The sequence below is a fragment of the Rheinheimera sp. ATLC3 genome, assembly GCF_059429535.1.
The window spans coordinates 2,391,794-2,411,456 of sequence record NZ_CM182103.1 but is presented as its reverse complement, the minus strand read 5'-3'; the positions used below and the strand labels follow the sequence as shown (position 1 = coordinate 2,411,456).

At 49.7% G+C, this 19,663-nt stretch carries 21 protein-coding genes; 14 read left to right on the top strand and 7 right to left on the bottom strand.

All coding sequences use genetic code 11. The features are described from left to right. From AC5SV9_RS11140 to lexA, 4 genes are all read right to left on the bottom strand, one after another. Window positions 1–561, bottom strand: a complete 561-nt coding sequence (locus tag AC5SV9_RS11140; RefSeq protein WP_475152500.1) for a cytochrome c oxidase assembly protein — start codon at window positions 559–561, stop codon at window positions 1–3. 8 nt (window positions 562–569) lie between these two features. Continuing rightward, window positions 570–2,159: a cytochrome c oxidase subunit I gene (gene ctaD, locus AC5SV9_RS11135; RefSeq protein WP_134058686.1), complete on the bottom strand. Its 1,590-nt coding sequence runs from the start codon at window positions 2,157–2,159 to the stop codon at window positions 570–572. Between the two features lie 3 nt (window positions 2,160–2,162). Further along, window positions 2,163–3,305: a cytochrome c oxidase subunit II gene (coxB, locus tag AC5SV9_RS11130; protein ID WP_226768185.1), complete on the bottom strand. Its 1,143-nt coding sequence runs from the start codon at window positions 3,303–3,305 to the stop codon at window positions 2,163–2,165. A 306-nt stretch (window positions 3,306–3,611) separates the two neighbouring features. Further along, the gene (gene lexA, locus AC5SV9_RS11125) at window positions 3,612–4,229 is read right to left on the bottom strand and encodes a transcriptional repressor LexA (RefSeq protein ID WP_475152499.1); all 618 of its coding nucleotides are present in this window, start codon (window positions 4,227–4,229) and stop codon (window positions 3,612–3,614) included. Between the two features lie 138 nt (window positions 4,230–4,367). Between lexA and plsB the strand changes: the two genes are divergently transcribed. Next, a complete protein-coding gene (gene plsB / locus AC5SV9_RS11120; RefSeq protein ID WP_475152497.1) occupies window positions 4,368–6,830 on the top strand; it encodes a glycerol-3-phosphate 1-O-acyltransferase PlsB in 2,463 nt (820 codons plus the stop codon). On the opposite strand, the gene tesB is transcribed toward plsB, so the two are convergent. Then, entirely contained in the window at window positions 6,827–7,696 is an 870-nt protein-coding gene (gene tesB / locus AC5SV9_RS11115) for an acyl-CoA thioesterase II (protein WP_475152496.1), read from the bottom strand. The genes plsB and tesB overlap by 4 nt on opposite strands. 70 nt (window positions 7,697–7,766) lie before the next feature. On the opposite strand from tesB, the gene AC5SV9_RS11110 reads away from it, so the two are divergent. Further along, on the top strand, window positions 7,767–8,225 hold the full coding sequence (locus AC5SV9_RS11110; protein ID WP_475152494.1) for an EVE domain-containing protein: 459 nt from the start codon (window positions 7,767–7,769) through the stop codon (window positions 8,223–8,225). 73 nt (window positions 8,226–8,298) lie between these two features. After that, window positions 8,299–8,508 (top strand): hypothetical protein, encoded by a 210-nt coding sequence (locus AC5SV9_RS11105; protein WP_206109690.1) that lies wholly within the window; start codon window positions 8,299–8,301, stop codon window positions 8,506–8,508. A gap of 7 nt (window positions 8,509–8,515) precedes the next feature. On the opposite strand, the gene AC5SV9_RS11100 is transcribed toward AC5SV9_RS11105, so the two are convergent. Both AC5SV9_RS11100 and AC5SV9_RS11095 read right to left on the bottom strand, forming a co-directional pair. Then, window positions 8,516–9,013, bottom strand: a complete 498-nt coding sequence (locus AC5SV9_RS11100) for a hypothetical protein (RefSeq protein WP_475152492.1) — start codon at window positions 9,011–9,013, stop codon at window positions 8,516–8,518. Window positions 9,014–9,080: 67 nt separating this feature from the next. After that, on the bottom strand, window positions 9,081–10,820 hold the full coding sequence (locus tag AC5SV9_RS11095) for a DUF885 domain-containing protein (protein ID WP_475152491.1): 1,740 nt from the start codon (window positions 10,818–10,820) through the stop codon (window positions 9,081–9,083). Window positions 10,821–11,107: 287 nt separating this feature from the next. Between AC5SV9_RS11095 and AC5SV9_RS11090 the strand changes: the two genes are divergently transcribed. The 11 genes from AC5SV9_RS11090 to hemB all read left to right on the top strand — a co-directional run bounded on the left by AC5SV9_RS11090 (window position 11,108) and on the right by hemB (window position 19,650). Continuing rightward, entirely contained in the window at window positions 11,108–12,145 is a 1,038-nt protein-coding gene (locus AC5SV9_RS11090; RefSeq protein ID WP_475152489.1) for a GGDEF domain-containing protein, read from the top strand. A 75-nt stretch (window positions 12,146–12,220) separates the two neighbouring features. Then, window positions 12,221–12,976: a bifunctional demethylmenaquinone methyltransferase/2-methoxy-6-polyprenyl-1,4-benzoquinol methylase UbiE gene (ubiE, locus tag AC5SV9_RS11085; RefSeq protein ID WP_475152487.1), complete on the top strand. Its 756-nt coding sequence runs from the start codon at window positions 12,221–12,223 to the stop codon at window positions 12,974–12,976. Continuing rightward, entirely contained in the window at window positions 12,976–13,584 is a 609-nt protein-coding gene (locus AC5SV9_RS11080; protein ID WP_475152484.1) for a ubiquinone biosynthesis accessory factor UbiJ, read from the top strand. Before ubiE ends, AC5SV9_RS11080 begins: the two co-directional genes overlap by 1 nt. Then, the gene (gene ubiB / locus AC5SV9_RS11075; protein WP_475152483.1) at window positions 13,584–15,209 is read left to right on the top strand and encodes a ubiquinone biosynthesis regulatory protein kinase UbiB; all 1,626 of its coding nucleotides are present in this window, start codon (window positions 13,584–13,586) and stop codon (window positions 15,207–15,209) included. The genes AC5SV9_RS11080 and ubiB overlap by 1 nt, the downstream gene beginning before the upstream one ends. Window positions 15,210–15,291: 82 nt before the next feature. After that, window positions 15,292–15,534 (top strand): Sec-independent protein translocase subunit TatA, encoded by a 243-nt coding sequence (gene tatA, locus AC5SV9_RS11070; RefSeq protein WP_475152480.1) that lies wholly within the window; start codon window positions 15,292–15,294, stop codon window positions 15,532–15,534. Next, complete coding sequence (gene tatB, locus AC5SV9_RS11065; protein WP_134058725.1) at window positions 15,535–15,849, top strand: Sec-independent protein translocase protein TatB; 315 nt, start codon at window positions 15,535–15,537, stop codon at window positions 15,847–15,849. It begins immediately after the preceding gene. After that, the gene (tatC, locus tag AC5SV9_RS11060) at window positions 15,833–16,588 is read left to right on the top strand and encodes a twin-arginine translocase subunit TatC (protein WP_475152477.1); all 756 of its coding nucleotides are present in this window, start codon (window positions 15,833–15,835) and stop codon (window positions 16,586–16,588) included. Before tatB ends, tatC begins: the two co-directional genes overlap by 17 nt. Continuing rightward, on the top strand, window positions 16,588–17,112 hold the full coding sequence (locus tag AC5SV9_RS11055) for a hypothetical protein (RefSeq protein ID WP_475152475.1): 525 nt from the start codon (window positions 16,588–16,590) through the stop codon (window positions 17,110–17,112). The genes tatC and AC5SV9_RS11055 overlap by 1 nt, the downstream gene beginning before the upstream one ends. 1 nt (window position 17,113) lies before the next feature. Next, on the top strand, window positions 17,114–17,929 hold the full coding sequence (locus tag AC5SV9_RS11050) for a TatD family hydrolase (protein ID WP_475152473.1): 816 nt from the start codon (window positions 17,114–17,116) through the stop codon (window positions 17,927–17,929). After that, a complete protein-coding gene (locus AC5SV9_RS11045; RefSeq protein WP_475152472.1) occupies window positions 17,922–18,656 on the top strand; it encodes a GGDEF domain-containing protein in 735 nt (244 codons plus the stop codon). Before AC5SV9_RS11050 ends, AC5SV9_RS11045 begins: the two co-directional genes overlap by 8 nt. Then, complete coding sequence (hemB, locus tag AC5SV9_RS11040; RefSeq protein WP_475152469.1) at window positions 18,646–19,650, top strand: porphobilinogen synthase; 1,005 nt, start codon at window positions 18,646–18,648, stop codon at window positions 19,648–19,650. Before AC5SV9_RS11045 ends, hemB begins: the two co-directional genes overlap by 11 nt. The last annotated feature ends 13 nt before the right edge of the window (window positions 19,651–19,663 follow it).

The window sequence follows — 19,663 nt, the reverse complement described above, 5'->3', positions numbered from 1 at the left end:
TTATTCCCCAAGTTGGGATGACGTTGTTGTCAGGTCGGTACTGGCACTGGTGACATCGTACAAAGTGTACGACAGCGTGATGGTACTGAACTGAGGCGGCAACGCCGGATCCACGTAAAACTGTAATGGCATCAGCATGTCTTTGCCTCCCGCTAACCGTTGCTGGGTAAAGCAGAAACACTCTATTTTGTGGAAGTATAATGCGGCCTGCCCGGGTGACACTGAAGGTACAGCCTGTCCAACAATTAACCTGCTGGTCGGGTTCTGCGCCAGGTAATTCATAATATGAATTTCTCCCGGGTGCACCGTCATGCGGGTCACTTCGGGCTCAAATACCCAAGGCATTTGTTTATTTGGCCGGGCAATAAATTCAATAACAACCTCGCGGCTGGTATCAACTATCGCAGCTTCGGCGCTGGCAGCAGTTGACGCCGTTTTGCCGTTGAGGCCCGTCAAATCGCAAAATACGTCATACAGTGGCACTAAGGCAAAGCCAAATCCAAACATCGCCAACGCAATAAACACCAGCTTCGTTGTCAGAGGTTTATGCTTAAATGCCATGTCTGCTCCTACTTAATCACCGGCGGTGTTTCGAAGGTATGATAAGGCGCTGGTGATGGCACTTCCCATTCCAAGCCTTCTGCACCTTCCCAAACCTGTGCAGTCGCCTTTTCGCCGCCGCGGGCACATTTCACTAACACCCAGACAAAAATAAGCTGTGACGCACCGAACAGGAAACCGCCAATACTGATAAAAGCATTAAAATCAGCAAACTGCAGTGCGTAGTCCGGTATCCGTCTTGGCATACCAGCCAAGCCGACAAAATGCATGGGGAAGAACAGCAGGTTGACTGAGATTAACGAACACCAGAAATGCCACTGGCCAAGTTTTTCGTCATACATATGGCCGGTCCACTTAGGCAACCAGTAATATGCTGCAGCAATGATGGAGAACACCGCACCGGTAACCAGTACATAATGGAAATGAGCCACCACAAAGTATGTATCATGGTACTGGAAGTCAGCGGGCGTAATCGCCAGCATCAGGCCCGAAAACCCGCCTATTGTAAACAACACTATGAATGCCAGTGCAAACATCATCGGCACTTCAAAGGTCATTGCACCACGCCACATCGTTGCTACCCAGTTGAACACTTTTACCCCGGTCGGCACTGCAATGAGCATCGTACAGTACATAAAGAACAGCTCAGCAAATACCGGCATACCTGTGGTAAACATATGGTGAGCCCATACCAGGAAAGATAACAGCGCTATGCTGGAGGTGGCATATACCATAGACGCGTAACCGAACAGTGGCTTACGGGCAAAAGTCGGTACTATGCTGGATACAATGCCGAATGCCGGCAGTATCATGATATACACCTCCGGGTGACCGAAAAACCAGAAAATATGCTGAAACAACACCGGGTCACCGCCACCGGCGGCGTCAAAAAAGCTGGTGCCAAAATATTTGTCGGTTAGCACCATGGTGACGGCGCCAGCCAATACCGGCATCACCATAATCAGCAGGAACGCAGTGATCAGCCAGGTCCAGACAAACAGCGGCATTTTCATCCAGGTCATACCGGGCGCACGCAGGTTGAAAATGGTCACAATCACATTAATGGCTCCCATGATGGAAGAAATACCCATGATGTGAACAGAAAACACAAACAGCGCAGTACTGTCGCCACTGTATTTGGTCGATAACGGTGCGTAAAAGGTCCAACCAAAATTAGGCCCGCCGCCAGGCAAAAACAATGAAATCAATAAAATCAGAAACGCGAACGGCAGGATCCAGAAACTCCAGTTATTCATGCGCGGCAACGCCATATCCGGCGCACCTATCATCATCGGGATCATCCAGTTAGCCAGGCCGGTGAAGGCCGGCATTACGGCGCCAAACACCATGATAAGGCCATGAACAGTTGTCATCTGATTAAAAAAGTTAGGCTCCACAAACTGCATACCCGGCTGGAATAATTCAGCACGAATCACCATTGCCATGGTGCCACCGATAAAAAACATTATCAGCGCAAACACCAGGTACATGGTGCCGATATCTTTATGATTTGTGGTATAGAACCAGCGTTTTATGCCGCTGGGTTTATGGTCATGATGCTCGTGATCATGCTCATGATCTGTCACTACTGCACTCATCCGTTATTCCCCTTTACCTTGCATGACAGCATGCACATCAGCAGCCTGTACCAACTCGCCAGTACTATTACCCCAGGCATTACGCTCATAGGTGATAACCGCAGCAATTTCTTTTAAGCTAAGTTGCTTGGCGTAAGCCTGCATAGCCGTGCCCGCTCTACCGTGCAAAACAATATCAATGTGCGCCGGTTTATCGTTCAGAGCTATGCTACTGCCTTTGAGCGCTGGGAAAATACCCGGCAACCCCTCGCCGCTAGGCTGATGGCAAGCAGCGCAGTAAGCCGTGTATGTGCGTTCACCGACGCTCATAAGCTCTTCCAAGCTCATATTCATCGCCAGTAGTTCCTGTTCTTCGGCTTTCGCTTTGGCAATCCGCTCAGCTTCCCCGGCTAACCATTTATCAAATTCAGCCGGTTCTTTAGCGATAACGACAATTGGCATATAACCATGATCTTTGCCGCACAGCTCAGCACACTGGCCCCGGTATATGCCAGGCTCGTCGATACGGGTCCAGGCCTCATTAATAAAGCCCGGGTTAGCATCTTTTTTAACAGCAAACGCCGGCACCCACCATGAGTGAATCACATCATCTGACGTCATTAGAAAACGTACTTTTTTGCCAGTCGGCAGAACCAGTGGCCGGTCAACCTCCAGCAAGTAGTTTTCACCCTTGGCAAATCTATTGGCTATTTGCTCTTTCTGCGTAGCCAGTAAAGAGTAAAACTCAACGTCATGCTCCAGATACTTGTAGTGCCATTTCCACTGCGAACCGGTGACGACTACTGTGACATCAGCCTCAGTAGTATCTTCCATTGCGATCAGGGTTTTGGTGGCCGGAATGGCCATAAGAATCAGAATAAGTACCGGTATGGCGGTCCAGAGTATTTCTACTTTGGTGCTTTCATGGAATTGGGCGGGTTGCACACCCCGTGCTTTTCGGTGGCGAACGATGGACCAGAACATGATCCCGAACACCACTGCACCAATAACGCAGCAGATCCAGAAAATTGTCATGTGCAGGTGATATACCCGCTGACTGATTTCTGTTACCCCTTTGGTCATATTCAGGGGCATATCTGCTGCATTAGCCGATGCAGCTAAAAGCAGGGTTGGCAGCGACCAACGAAGACTACGCGTTTTCGTCACTGGACTTCTCCTCTGTCATTTTGCAAAGCAAACTGCAGAAACTAAGTACACAGTACTACACGGTCCTTACACACCCATCCCGAACCTATGTATGAAGTTTCATCAGTTTATTATTTTTATTGTTAGCGTCGGCTTCGGGGCTAGCGCAGAAGCCGGAACTGACCCTGTTGTTATTTTTTAATCAGTTTCAGGTTAAGAATTATCCAAATTACACTCAGTGTAAACCCCTAAATAACAAAAGCGCTGGCAAACCTAGGTGGTCGTACCAGCGCTTTTGTAAAAATAACTTATTGAGGTTAGTACAAATTATAACCAATTTCCGTTACGGATAACGCCTACAGCCAAGCCCTCGACGGCAAAGTGCTGGACGCGTAAGTCCACTTTAATTACATCAAAATCTCTATTTTCCGGATGTAAAAAAACAGTGCTGCCATCACGCTGAAATCTTTTTACGGTAACATCTTCATCAACCCTGGCAACAATAACCTGGCCAGGTTGCACCTGACTGGTTTTATGCACCGCCAACAGATCCCCGTCGAGAATGCCGATGTCCTGCATACTCATACCTTGCACCCTGAGCAAAAAATCAGCATGGGGTTTAAACAAGTTTGCGTCTACCTGATAATGCTCCTGCACATGTTCTGCTGCGAGTATCGGTTGGCCAGCGGCAACTTTACCAATCAAAGGCAACCCCAGTTGCTCCGGTTCGTCTGTATCAACCAATCTGATACCGCGCGAAGTGCCAGGCATCATTTCAATAACGCCTTTTTTAGCAAGGGCTTTTAAATGTTCTTCTGCGGCATTTGCCGATTTAAAGCCCAGTTGTTGTGCAATTTCGGCGCGGGTTGGTGGCATGCCGCTATCTTGTTGATAATCTTTTATCAGCTGCAAAATTTCTGCCTGGCGTGGCGTCAGTGGTCTCATAGTGCTGGTTACCTGTACAGTTAATACTGTGAGTATATACAGGCATGCTACAATTGCAAGCATCTGTGCTGACGCACATTTTTCTGCACTACACTGACGTGCTATGCTAGGCGACTTTTTAACTGAGGTGAGTAGGCTATGTTCCGGCCGGTAAAATTGTTTGCAGCCTTATTAAAATGGCCAATGTGGCCGCTGCTGAAGTACAAAATTGTTCCCGAACAAGCTGTTTCAGAACTGGCGTTAGATAAAAACAGGCCATTCTTTTACATTTGCGCTACGGAGTCAGCAGCAGATTTAGCAGCAATCCGCCGTGTTTGTGGATCTCTCGGACTACCCGATCCGGCAGAGGATGTCAGCCTAAATGGCATCGAGCATCCACGGACGTTATTTCTTGAAAAACCTCATACTTTATGGCTGAAACGCGGAAAAACCACTGCACTGGCGCAAGGGCAGGCTTTGTTGCAGGCTCATCTTGATGATCCGGCACTGGATGCGCAACTAGTGCCTATTTCATTACTGTGGGGCCGGGCGCCGGGTAAAGAAAATAGCATTAAATGGCTATTGGGCGAAGCACATGCACCAAACTGGCTGGCGAAACTCTTAATAGTACTGATATCCGGCCGCCATACGCTGGTTCGGTTTAGCCGGGCCGTAGCACTGAAACAAATGGCCGCAGAATTTGGTGCCGAGCAGCAGACAGCCCATAAGCTGCTGAGAATGTCGCGATTCCATTTTTACCGGCAACGCCTGGCGGCAACAGGCCCCAAGCTGGTGAATCGCGCCCAGTTGTTTAATGCCCTACTGGCGGCTCCTGCGCTTAAAAAAGCGATAGAAGATGAAGCTAAAGCCAAGCGGATATCAGTCAGTGATGCCCGGCAGGAAGCCAGAAAACTGTTGCTGGAAATAGCGGCAGATTATCGCGCTACGACGCTACGTGTGGGTGACCGGGTACTACGCTGGTTATGGAGTAAGTTATACACGGGTATAAAAATTAATAATGCTGACATGCTGCGGGATCTGGCGCAAAAGGGGCACGAAATAGTCTATGTCCCCTGTCATCGCAGCCATATGGATTATTTGTTACTAAGCTACGTCATTTATCAGCAAGGCTTGGCGCCGCCGCATATAGCTGCCGGTATTAACCTGAACTTTTGGCCCGCAGGGCCCATTTTCCGCCGCGGAGGCGCTTTTTTTATCAGGCGAAGTTTCAGTGGTAATAAGTTGTACTCAGCCGTATTTCGCGAGTATTTATGCCAGCTGTTTAGTAAGGGTTATTCGGTTAAATATTACACCGAAGGTGGCCGAAGCCGCACCGGTCGCTTATTGCAGCCCAAAACAGGCATGCTGGCCATGACGCTGCAGTCGATGCTGCGCGGTATTGAAAGGCCTGTAACACTGGTACCGGTTTACCTTGGCTATGAGCACGTAATGGAAGTAAACACTTACCTACGTGAACTTAAGGGTTCCGGCAAACAGAAAGAGTCTGCCTGGGGTGTCATTAAAGCAATCCGCAATTTACGCGACTATGGTTATGGTTACGTCAACTTTGGTGAGCCGATAACACTGAATAATTACCTGAACCAGCATGTACCAGACTGGAAACAGGATCTACACCCAATGGAGGTGCAAAAGCCTCAATGGCTGAACCCCACAGTGGCTAGGCTTGCTGACACCCTGATGCAGCGAATAAATCATGCCGCGGCGCTTAATAGTATTAACCTGATAGCACTGTGTTTGCTGGCAACCGAAAAACACACGCTGACCCGGCGTGAGCTGGAGCAGCAGCTTGATTTTTACCTGCAGCTGCAACGTACTGCACCTTACAGTGAAAAGATGACACTACCTGCAGAGTCGGCAGCACAATTGATCGACCATGCGATACAATTACAAAAAGTGCAGCAGCAGCGTGACAGTTTTGGCGAGTTACTGAGCCTGAGCGAAGAAAATGCAGTGTTGTTGAGTTATTACCGCAATAATGTGCTGCATGCGTATATTCTGCCAGCGATTATCGCCAGCGCTATTTTGCATCAGCGCGACATCAGTCAGCAGCAATTACGCCATATCGTTCAGCAGCTGTTTCCGCTGTTGCAACAAGAGTTATTTCTGAGTATCAGCGATGTAAACGCATACTGCGACGCAATATTGCAACATCTGACTGATACAGGCCTGGCAGAACAGGTTGAGCAAAGTTACAGGACACCAGCACAAAACAGTAAAGGTTATTTTATGCTGAGCATGCTGGCGCATAACGCTGAACATACGCTGCAGCGCTATGCAATGGTGCTACAACTTATAGAAAGTCAGGGCGCGCAAAGCCGTGCTGTACTGGAAAAACACAGCCACGAACTGGCTCAGCGCCTGCTCAGCCTGCATGGTATTACCGCGCCGGAGTATTACGATAAGCAACTGTTTGCCACTTTGGTGAATGCGTTAAAAGACAGCGGTTATACGCAGACAGATGAACGCAGCCAGGTGGTGGCTACGGCTCAACTGCCGGTGTTAAATACCACGGTAGGGCTATTACTGCGTAACGATGTACTACAAAGCATTCACAGCATAGTCCCTGCCGTTAACCCGGCCACCGCTGCCGTCACCCATTAGCGGCTGGTCGGATACGAACGGATAACCCCTTCCTGGATGGTAGAGGCAACTAAGGTGCCGGCCCGGTTAAAAAACTGGCCGCGCACCAGGCCGCGCCCGCCAGATGCACTTGGGCTGTCTACTGCATACAGTAACCAATCATCAAAACGAAAATCCTGATGAAACCACATCGCATGGTCGATGGTTGCGACTTGCATATTGGGCGCCATAAATGACTTACCATGCGGCTGTAGCGCTGTTGGTAAGAAGTTGAAGTCGGATGCATAGGCCAACATATATTTGTGCACACGCAAGTCGTCCGGCATGGGGCCATTAGCTTTAAACCAAACATAGCGCAGCGCCGGGCTGACTTCCTGCTTGAACGGGTTCTGAAAGTCCACCGGCCGCATTTCTATCGGTTTTTCACAGATAAACTTACTACGTAAGCTCTCAGGAATTAACTGTGCATGCTGCTGATAAAATTCCAGATCAGACACCAGCTGCTCAGGCTCAGGCACCTGCGGCATAACATCCTGATGTTCGAAACCTTGTTCTTCCGCCTGAAATGAAGCCGTCATATAAAAGATGGGCTTGCCGTACTGAATAGCACTAACGCGTCGCGTGCTAAAACTTTTGCCATCGCGGATATTTTCTACTTCGTAAACAATGGCTTTAGCCGCATCGCCCGGACGCAAAAAGTAGGAGTGAAACGAGTGCACCTTTCTATCTTCAGCAATAGTCTCTTTTGCCGCGGATAACGCCTGCCCCATAACCTGACCACCAAATACCGCCTTGAAACCCAAATCCTGGCTCTGACCGCGATACAGGCCCTGCTCTATGGTTTCCAGCTTTAATAATGCCAGTAAATTCTGTAAAACCTGACTCATGGCTGTCCCTTTTATTCTGTTTGGCTGAAGTATAATGATATTCTGCCGCAAACGAAGGAGATCAGCAAAGATGAGCTACTGGTTATTTAAAACCGAACCGTCAGAATGCAGTATCGATGATTTTGCCAACGCACCGGATACGCCGATAGTCTGGGAAGGCGTGCGAAACTACCAGGCCCGTAATATGCTGCGCGACGATGTTAAAAAAGATGATCTGGTTTTTATCTATCATTCCAGTTGCAAACTGATCGGAGTAGCTGGCATTGCCCAAGTAGTGAGCGCCGGCTACCCGGATCCAAGTCAATTTGATACTGCAAGTGTTTATTTTGATGAGAAATCCAGCCAGACATCCCCTCGCTGGTTCGCTGTAGACCTTGTTTTTGTAGAAAAGCTGCCAGCCATTATTCCACTGGACAAACTTAAAAGCTTGGCTAAGCTAAGTGAACTGCCTTTAGTTCAACGAGGCAGCAGACTGTCTGTTATGCCGGTAACGCCTGAGCAGTGGCAGAGTATTTTACAGCAGCGTTAACGGCATATTGATTGAGCCTGAAACCTGTTATCCCTGATGGTTGGAGCCTGTTATGTCACATGAAAGGCGCCAGATGGATAAGGATATACATTTTTTCTGGGACGATCTGAATCTGGCACAAAAATTTTCCGTTGCTGAGCTGCAGCGGTTTGGTTATGACTTACTCTTCGTTCGCCACATCGCTAATGGCAGCATGGCAGTATTAGCATCGGGTAGCAAAGTGGCGGCAATTGATATCGAAGGCCAAATTGATATTGAGCCTAAGGTAGTCCTACGGCATTGACAGCAGCCTACAGGCTGCTGACCTTTGCCTGTTTCTCTTCCTGAGCCAACAACGCAACGACCACACACAGTTGCAGGTGAGACATCAGGCTGTTATTACGCCACAGTGATGTTAACCGGCTGTGGTTCTGCATCATTTTCTCCAGCTGACTCACACCTAAGGTGCTGTGCTTTTTGAGCTGTCCAGCCATGGCCTGATGCGGCGTAACTGACTTACTACAACATTCTTTAACGACGGCAGGCAGGCTGATACACAACAGGCGGGCAAGCTGAATCTCATCTGCGGACAACACCGGATTAACCGGCTGCTGTGATACCTGCTGCTCTAATACCGCTTTTTGTTGCTCGGCAAGCTGATAGGTTGCCTGCTGCAGTTTCAGTAGCTCCTGCTCGCGCGCGTTTAGCTTTTGCTGCAATCCTTTATTGGTTTTGCCAATCTGTTCCATTTGCCACAGAATGTACAACATCACGACAACTAACACGCCGATAAACAACATCCAGACCATACTGCATTTGTTCCCTGCAAGCTGCATCAGGGCACTGTCAGTGCCCTCTTTCTAACACCGGTACATATTATCTTTTTTCTGCTGCGATGTAACGCCGAACCTGCTGTTCCAATACGGCTAGTGGCAGGCTGCCATTACTCAGCACAACATCGTGAAACTCCCTGATATTAAACCGCTCACCCAATGCCTGCTCAGCTTCGGCCCGCAAGCGTTTAATAGTTATTTCACCGAGCTTATAAGACAATGCCTGAGCTGGCCAGCTGATGTAACGGTCAATCTCTGTAGTGACATTGTGCATTGATAACGCGGTATTGCTGGCGAGAAAATCAATCGCCTGCTGCCTGCTCCAGCCCATGCTGTGCATCCCGGTGTCGACCACTAAACGGGCCGCCCGCCACATTTCGTAAGTTAAGCGGCCAAAATTGCTGTATGGGTCCTGATAAAAACCCATTTCCAGCCCCAGGTACTCGGCATATAACCCCCAGCCTTCACCAAACGCAGACGTATAAAAACTACGGCGATAATCAGGCAAGGCTTTCTGCTCGCGGGCCAGCGCTATTTGCAAATGATGGCCCGGCACCGCCTCATGCAAAGTCAGCGCCTCCATTTCATAGAGTGGACGTCTGTCTAACCGATAGGTATTAACCCAGTAAAAGCCAGCCTGGTCATCACGCGACGGCCCGGAGTAACGGCCAGTAGTATATTTAGGCGCAATTTCCGCCGGCACCGGTACCACGCCATAAGGAGTGCGAGGCAAGGTTTTAAACAACTTAGGTAATTGAGCATCAGATTTCTTGGCAAGAAACGCGGCATAGCGCATTAACTCGTCTGGCGTTTTTGGGTAAAACTGGGGGTCTGTGCGCAAAAATTGAATAAAGTCAGCAAAGCTACCCTGAAAACCCGTGTCGGCAATAACCTGCTGCATTTCAGTACGAATGCGCTTAACTTCATCCAGCCCAATCTGATGCACCTGAGCCGGCGTCATGTTTAGCGTAGTGTAATGCTGCAGGCGGTTTTGGTAATACGCTTCACCCTGCGGTAATGCACTGGCAGCAATAGTATCTCGTGCTGCCGGAATATACTGTTCTACCATAAAATCATAAAACGCCTGATAAGCCGGGTTCACCGCAGTGCGGATTTGCATTGCAGCTTCGTGCCGTAGCTGTTGCCATTGTTCGGCACTGATATAAGCCGGTTTAGTTTCAAATGGCTTAAAAAACACACTTTGTTCAGGTTCAGTGATATATGAAATAATACTTTGCTCGAAGCCTTTCAGCACCGCTTTAGGTTGAGTCATCCCGGTAGCCAATCCTTGCTGCATCCAGGCGGTCTGCTGCTGCATATAGCGTGGAATGGCGGAAAGCTGCTGAATATACAGCTGGTAATCATTCACGCTACCAAAGGTTGCGCGTTGGGGTAAAAACCCCAAGCTGGTATGAAAGCCTGATTCTGACGTCAGCGGCATCAGATGTGCTCCGTAACGATATTCATCAATATCGTCGGCCAAACGGTAACTTAGGATGGCATGATTAATCTGGTTTTGCTCAGACAGCCTGTTCACATCAACCTGCTGCAATTTCTTTTGCCAGCCCAGTCGTTGTTTATTACGCATAGCCAGTGCTTCAGGCGATATATCCGTCAGCCGACCTGGCTCCGCTTGGTTAAGTTGTTGCTCTGCCTGCCATAATTGCGCCGCCAGTTCAGAAAACGCGGCATCAGGTTGTTGTTGCGTGGCTGCACAACCGGCCAACATCATTGTCAGGCCAATGTTTAGCATCAGCACTTTAATAGTAGGTGTGATTGTCATTCTGGTTTTCCCACCGTAGATAAAAGACAGCCCGATTGTAACGACTTTATACCGACTTTACAGTTAGCTTAACTGACAGCAGCCGCCTTTAGTCGTTTTCGTGAAATCAGCTGCGCACTGCTTATAAATAAGTCAAAGTGTTGTTATTTTCTGCGCACCGCACGACGATAGCGCCAGAGCTGTTGCCAGTTAATAAAATTCGCGTACTATGGCTATGGGATTTTTTGCGTTAACATCAATCTGGCATCGGATTAATAATAACAATAACCGGAGTTTTGTGTGATCTCATGAAGTATCACGATTCGATACAACAGGCTGGCGAAAAAGCAGCGCAGGTTAAATTATTCCTGCAGCGTGCCAATCTTGCTGCTCATCCTGTTAATTACGCGGTATGTTATGAGTATATCAGCGGACACAACTCTCAGCTGTGCCAAATTATTGAACAAAAGCTGTCAGCCAGAGCCCCTCTGGATGATTTTATTATGGCGGATCTGTATAGCCGCTTTCTGGCACCTGCCAACCCGCAACAGGAACAGATGCTACAGGAAGCCTCAGGTATGGTAAGCCGGATGGCTGCCTACACAGACGTTGCCGCAGAACAGCTGGATGACTATCTGCTGCAGTTAGATCACAGCATGCTACAAATACAGCAAACCAAACCAGACCCGGTACTACAACCCATTATTAGTCAGCTACAACAGACGACTGCCGAATTCAGGCTCAGTCAGCAACAAATGCAACAGCAATTACTGCTGGCAAACCAGCAGAGTCACCAGCTGCGACATGAATTAGAACAACTGAAACAACAGCGCTTACTCGACCCGCTTACCGGCTTATATAACCGTCTTGCAATGCAAAATCAGCTGGATCTCTGGTTTAGTGAACAACCTGGCCGGCGTATAGCTGCCATAGCGGTCAACCTTGATCATTTCAGTCGTTTCAATCAAGAATATGGTAATACGATTGGCGACGTTATCCTGTCAAAAGTCGCACGCAAGATAAGCAGCTACGTTCAAAGTAGCGGCTTACCTGTTCGCTCGGGCGGTGAAGAGTTTCTTATCCTATTGCCAGACGTTGACCTGCGCAGCGCCAGTGAAATAGCAGAGCAGGTGCGCCGAGGGGTCGAAAAACTGCGGTTTGTCTCCTCACGCAGTAAGAAGACACTGCCTAAAGTCACCATATCACTGGGCGTTTCTTTATATCAACAGAGTGAAAACTGGTACCAGTTTCTTGGCCGCACAGCAGAAGTGCTGTTACTGGCGAAAAAACGGGGCCGCAATCAGGTAGCCAGCGAATTAATGCTTGCCGACGGCGCTCTTGCATAAAAGCCAACAGATAAGTTGGCCTTGGCACCGTTATCTTTTACACTAGCCGCATTTAGTTACCGACAGGTGCGCCGCATGACAGATCAAAACTCCAACACGACTCACTTTGGCTATAAAACAGTTGCTGCCGAGCAAAAAGTGTCGATGGTCGCTAACGTATTCCATTCGGTTGCTGCTAAATATGACTTAATGAATGACTTAATGTCGCTCGGCATTCACCGTTTATGGAAACGCTTTACTATTGACTGCAGCGGCGTGCGGGCCGGGCAACAGGTGTTAGACCTGGCGGGCGGTACCGGTGATATCACCGCATTATTCTCCAAGCGGGTTGGCCCCACCGGCAAAGTGGTACTGGCGGATATTAATGCGTCCATGTTGACTGTGGGCCGAGACAAACTGCGCGATCTCGGCTTGGTAAACAACATTGAGTATGTGCAGGCTAACGCTGAGGCCCTGCCTTTTGCTGACAACAGCTTTGACATTGTCAGCATTGGCTTTGGCCTGCGTAATGTGACCGACAAAGATGCTGCACTGCGTTCAATTTTCCGGGTATTAAAGCCCGGTGGCCGTTTGCTGGTGCTGGAATTCTCTAAACCTGAGCATGACTGGCTGAGCAAAGCGTACGATTTATATTCGTTTAAGCTGTTACCCGCCATGGGGCAACTGGTAGCAAATGATAAAGAAAGCTACCAGTATCTGGCAGAGTCTATAAGGATGCATCCCGATCAGGAAACCTTGAAAGGCATGATGCAGACGGCGGGCTTTGCAGAGGTAAGTTACCACAATCTCACCGGCGGTATTGTCGCCCTGCACCGTGGTTATAAGTTCTGATGTTACCCTTACTGCCTCAGTTATTCTGTGCTGTAGCAGAGAAAGTGCTGGCCAGATTGATTGCAATGGATCCACAGGCCAAAGCCCGGTTAACGCGGCTTAGCGACAAGCAACTGTCTTTTCGTCTGCGCGAATGGCAGACAACACTGGTGATGACGGTTAGTGGCGGAGCCATCCTGTTCAACCAGCATGATAACCCGGTAGATTGCGCAATACAGACCGACCTGGCCAGCCTGCGTTTACTGCGTGATCCGAGCCAATTGACCCGTCTGATAAAAGCCGATGCATTACACATTGACGGTGACATTCAGGTAGCACAGCAGTACAGCCACTTTTTTCAGCAGTTGAGCCCAGACTGGCAACAAGCCTTGTCTGGTTATGTTGGCGATGCGCCGGCGCACAAAATAGCCCGCAGTCTGCAACAGGCTCACGCCTATTTCAGCAACAAAGCTGAGGCGCTTAGCCAGATGGGTACAGAGCTGGCGCAAGACGAACTGAAAGTCAGCCCAGCCCCAGCGGAGCTTGCCCAGTTCAGTGATACGGTCAGTCAGTTATCAGCGAGGGTGGATAAGCTGCAGCAGCAAATCAAAGCCCTTCAGGAGTCCTAGTGCGTATCAGCCGTTTCTACCATATTCAGAAAACCCTGTTGCAATTCGGGCTGGACGAACTTATTCCACCACAGTGGCAACCCTGGTACGCCCGGCTGTTTCGTCGCAGCCTGTTTTGGCTGCGTAACCGCCACCCACAGCAGCCGGTCGGCGTGCGGTTGCGTCTGGCACTACAAAGCCTGGGACCGGTATGGGTGAAGTTTGGCCAGATGCTGTCCACACGGCGTGACTTGTTTCCACCGCACCTTGCCGATGAGCTGGCCAAACTGCAGGACAAAGTGCCCCCTTTTGATGGTGCCCAGGCGCAGAAACTGATTGAAAAAGCGCTGGAGCTTGAAGACATAGCGCAGTTATTCACTGGGTTTGAGCAAACACCACTCGCGTCGGCCTCTATTGCTCAGGTACACAGCGCCCGGCTGATCCAGCCTGACGGTAATCTGGCAGATGTTGTTATTAAAGTCATCAGACCCGATATCCGTCAGCAAATTCTGGCTGATCTGGCTCTGATGGAAACGCTGGCCGATGCCGCCGCCAGGTTTTTACCAGACGGCAAAAGGTTACGCCCACGCGAGGTGGTATCAGAATACCGTAAAACCATACTGGACGAGTTGGATCTGCAACGCGAGGCCGCTAACGCTATACAGCTGCGGCGTAACTTCGATAATTCAGATTCGTTATACATTCCGTTCGTGTACAGCGATTACAGCCGCTCTAACGTGATGGTGATGGAACGAATTTACGGCATACCGGTATCGGATATCACCGCCCTGCAGGCACAGGGTACAGATATGGAACTGCTGGCAAAACGTGGTGTTGAGGTGTTTTTTACCCAGGTATTTCGCGACAGTTTTTTTCATGCCGACATGCATCCGGGCAATATTTTTGTCTCACGCGACAACCCACAAAACCCAAAATACATTGGTATTGACTGTGGTATCGTCGGCACCCTGAATGCCGAAGACAAACGCTATCTGGCCGAGAATTTCGTCGCATTTTTTAACCGCGATTATAAGAAAGTAGCACAGCTACATGTCGATTCCGGCTGGGTACCGGCCCACACCAAAGTCGAGGAGTTTGAGAGTGCCATCCGCACTGTCTGCGAACCAATCTTTCAAAAGCCTTTGGCAGAAATCTCATTCGGCCATGTTCTGTTGAATCTGTTTAATACTGCACGCCGGTTTGACATGCAGGTGCAGCCGCAGTTGGTGCTGCTGCAAAAAACCCTGCTGTATATTGAAGGGTTGGGCCGGCAATTGTACCCACAGCTGGATTTGTGGAAAACTGCCAAGCCGTTTCTGGAAAACTGGGTAAAGCAACAGGTCGGTTTACCGGCTATCTGGCGTCAGGTCAAAGAAAACCTGCCGTTTTGGGCGGAAAAGCTGCCGCAAATGCCAAACCTGTTGCACCAGTATCTGGAGCAGGGACCAAAACAACAACGTCAGTTGCTGCAACAACTGCAGCTTCTGGCTGTACAGCAGCGCAAGACCAGACAACAAATTATTGCGGCGACCTTTGCTGCAGCACTATTGATTAGTGCTAGTATGTTGCTCTGCTTTGACAACCTTGTATCCTCGGCGTTGTTGTTTGCAGCCAGTGCGATATGCGGCAGCAGAGCCTGGCGCTGAACCGGCGGATAATAAGACTGTCACAATAAAGACATACACTGATTGCAGTACCACATTGCATGACCACTAAAGGGGATTAACCATGTTAGGCAACATCAGTATCTGGCAATTGCTTATTGTACTGGCCATTATCGTGCTGCTGTTTGGCACAAAGAAATTACGCGGTATTGGTTCTGACTTAGGCTCTGCCATCAAAGGTTTTCGCAGTTCAATAAAAGATGAACCGCAGGACGAAGAGCACCCCTCGGCACAGTTGTCTGACAAAGCAAAGTCAGATGCCGAGCAAGTTAAAACGAGCCAATCTGCTTCAAAAGATAAAGTGTAAATGGGTTTCTGGGAACTGGTTGTCGTTGGTGTAGTTGCCCTGCTGGTGCTGGGTCCCGAGCGTCTGCCCGGCGCGATCCGCTCCGTCAATAAAACAGTGCGCAGCATCAAGCAGTTCGGTCAGCAGATGCAGGCCGAGCTGAATGCTGATTTACGTGCACACGAACTGCATCAGAAACTGAAAGATGCTGAAGCCAAAGGGCTGATTAATCTTACTGAGCAGGAAAAAGCCGCTCTGGCCGAGCTGAAGCAGGCTGCAGCTGATGTCAACACGCCACTGCTCAACAATGAAAAGAACCATGAGTCTGAACGCTAATCCTGACAGCCTGTTGGGGCATCTTATTGAGCTACGCAACCGGCTGTTACGTTGTGTCATTGCCGTTATCGTCGTTTTTGCAGCACTGGCTGCTTTTTCCCAGGATATCTATCATCTGCTGGCAAAGCCGCTAATGGCCGTGTTGCCGGAAAACAGCAGCATGATTGCAACAGATGTTGCTGCACCTTTCTTTGCACCGTTCAAGTTAACCTTTATCGTTGCCATCTGTTTTGCTATTCCGTATATCCTGCTGCAGGTTTGGCAATTTATTGCGCCGGCACTTTACAGCAGGGAAAAGAAACTGATGGCGCCTCTGGTCGTCAGTAGTACTTTGCTGTTTTATTCGGGTATAGCCTTTGCCTACTTTGTTGTGTTTCCGATTATCTTTGGCTTTTTCACCAGTGTTGCGCCTGAAGGCGTAACCGTTGCCACGGATATCAGCAACTATCTGGACTTCGTGCTGAAGCTGTTTTTTGCTTTTGGCCTGTCATTTGAAATTCCGGTAGCCATTTTGCTGATGGTTTGGACAGGTGTCAGCACCCGCGCCGATTTAGCCGAAAAAAGGCCCTATATTATCGTTGGCGCTTTCGTGCTGGGTATGTTATTAACACCACCGGACGTGTTGTCACAAACACTGTTGGCAGTGCCGATGTGGTTATTGTTTGAGCTTGGCCTGGCACTTAGCCGGTTTTATCAGCCTGATACAACAGAGCAATCAGAACAACAGGAACAGAAGTAATGAAACAATTTGCCTTGATGATCTTACTAGGTGCCGCCACACAGGTTCAGGCTGCCATTCCAGCGGAGCAGGCAATTGAACTTTGTCGGGCAGAGCAGAATGCACTGCGCCGCCTTAATTGCTACGACGCTATTACCGCAGACACAACTGTCAGCGTAGCTGAACCGGCTGTACGCGCAACACAAACAACTGCACCACAGCAACAAACTGCGGCACCCCGGCCTCAGCCTGCAGCTCAGCCAGCTCCTGCTGCTACCGCTGAAAGCAGTTTCGGTCTTGAACACAAAAAGTCATCAGAACAGACCACAGATAAAATATATGTCACGGTTAAAACTGTTTCCGAAAACCAGCAGCGGGAATTAGTCGTGGAATTTACCAATGGCCAGATCTGGCGCCAACGCGGCAATGACTACTATCAGATAAAAGCTGGCGAAAAACACTATATTAAACGCGGCGTGTTAGGGTCGTTTTTCCTTGGTAACGACGATAACAACCGGACTATACGGGTAAAGCGCGAACAATAATATGCATGCCTGGTGCGATATTGGAGTAAACCTGTTCAGCGGTCAGTTCGACACTGACCGTGAGGCAGTGTTGCAACGGGCCGCCGATGCCGGTGTCGTCCAATTAATATTGATTGGCAGCGACCTGGCAGAAAGCCAACAGAATATCGCTTTTTGCCACCAACATAGCGGCTGCTTTACTACAGCGGGTATCCATCCGCATCAGGCAGCCGGCGCTGCTGCTGACTACCTGCCACAACTGACAACGCTGCTGCAAGACCCCAAGGTTATTGCTGTTGGCGAATGCGGTTTAGATTTTAACCGTGATTTCTCCCCCCGCCCGGTACAACAACAGGTTTTTGCCGAGCAGTTGCAACTTGCTAACTCAGTGGCTAAACCGGTATACCTGCACCAACGCGACGCCTTCGAGACCCAACTGGCTATATTGAAAGAGGCGCAAGTCAGCCGCGGCGTCAGCCATTGCTTTACAGGCGACACCGCGCAGTTAAAGGCCTGGCTTGATTTGGGCTTGTACATCGGCATCACAGGTTGGCTGTGCGACGAGCGCCGCGCATCTGAGTTGCGTCAGGCATTGCACTATATTCCGCTAGACCGGCTGCTGCTGGAAACTGACGCGCCCTATCTGTTACCGCGTGACCTTATGCCTAAACCTGCCAGCCGCCGAAACGAACCTGCCCTGTTACCACACATTGGCGCTACCGTCGCACGGATGTTACAACTGGACATCAGCCGGCTGGCAAGACAAACTGTCGATAATTGCCGCAACTTGTTTCAGCTTGAAGGCAGACTGCCGGTGACGGGGGAATATCATGAATGAGCTGCTTTTCTGCTTTATTGCCGGCAGCGTAACAGGCGCTTGTCTGGCAGGTGCCTTTGCCCTGAGTAAGGTGCGGCGTTTGAAGCAGGCCGCAGCAGAGTTGGAAAACCAGCTACGCAGCCACAGTTTCGAGTTGCAGATAACGCTCGACGAACTGGCAGAGAAAAACCATTTGCTGCAGCAGCAAACGCAAACCGATACGCTGTCGGGCATCTACAACAGAGCATACTTTGACCGGCGCATGCGGTCTGAACTCAAACGCAGCCGGCGTGAACAGCGCTCACTGGCACTGGTCTTGCTGGATATCGATCATTTTAAACGAATTAACGATAATCTGGGGCATCTGGCCGGCGACCATGCCATTAAGTTTGTTGCAAACGTGATACAGCAGCAATTGAAGCGGCCGGCAGACAAACTGTGCCGCTACGGCGGCGAAGAATTTGCGTTGATCCTACCGAATACCACCTTACAAGGTGCCAGACAGTTAGCAGAACAAATTCGCCATAGTTTAGAAAATGCAGAGCAAAAAACTGAGCCCGCGTTTCATCTGACACTGAGCGCAGGCTGTTACGCCGCCGTACCAGGCGTGCAAAGCGATAACGATGAATACATCCGCTTCGCTGATTCTGCGCTGTATCGCGCCAAAGCCGCCGGCCGTAATCAGGTTCACAGCTATCCGGCCGCAGCCGCCTTTAGTGCAACATCAGGAGAAGTAAATGAATACTAACCGCTATTTTCCAGCGAGCCGCATGCGCCGTATGCGCGAGCATGATTTCAGCCGCCGCTTGATGGCAGAACACCAGCTTACCGTTAACGACTTGATTTACCCAATGTTTATTATTGAAGGTGATAATAAGCGCGAAGCCATAGCGTCTATGCCGGGTATTGAAAGACTGAGCCTCGATTTACTGCTCGAAGAGGCTAAGCAGCTGGCCGCTCTGGGAATTCCAGCCATTGCATTGTTTCCGGTAACAGCAACTGAGAAAAAATCACTGCAGGCAGAAGAAGCCTGGAACCCTGATGCACTGGCGCAACGGGCCGTGCGTTTACTGAAAAAGCATGTACCAGAACTTGGCGTTATCACTGACGTCGCGCTGGATCCGTTCACTACACATGGTCAGGACGGCATCATCGATGACAACGGTTATGTGCAGAACGATATCACCACAGCCGCATTGGTAAAACAGGCGTTGTCACATGCTGAAGCCGGTGCTGATGTTGTGGCACCCTCCGATATGATGGATGGCCGCATCGGCGCAATTCGTGAAGCTCTGGAAGACGCGGGTTTTATTAATACCCGTATCATGGCGTACTCGGCAAAGTATGCGTCAAGTTATTATGGCCCGTTTCGCGATGCTGTCGGTTCTGCCGGCAACCTGAAAGGTGGCAATAAAAAAACCTACCAGATGGACCCGGCCAACAGCAATGAAGCGTTACATGAAGTTGCGCAGGATCTGGAAGAAGGCGCCGATATGGTCATGGTTAAACCCGGCATGCCTTATCTGGATATAGTGCGCCGGGTGAAAGATGAATTCGGTGTACCGACTTTTGCCTATCAGGTCAGTGGTGAGTATGCTATGCATATGGCCGCCATTGAAAATGGCTGGCTGGCAGAACAACCGGTAATTATGGAATCACTGCTGGCTTTTAAACGCGCAGGCGCTGATGGCATTCTGACTTACTTTGCTAAGAAAGTGGCCATCTGGTTGCAGCAGAAATAAGCGACAGGGCCGC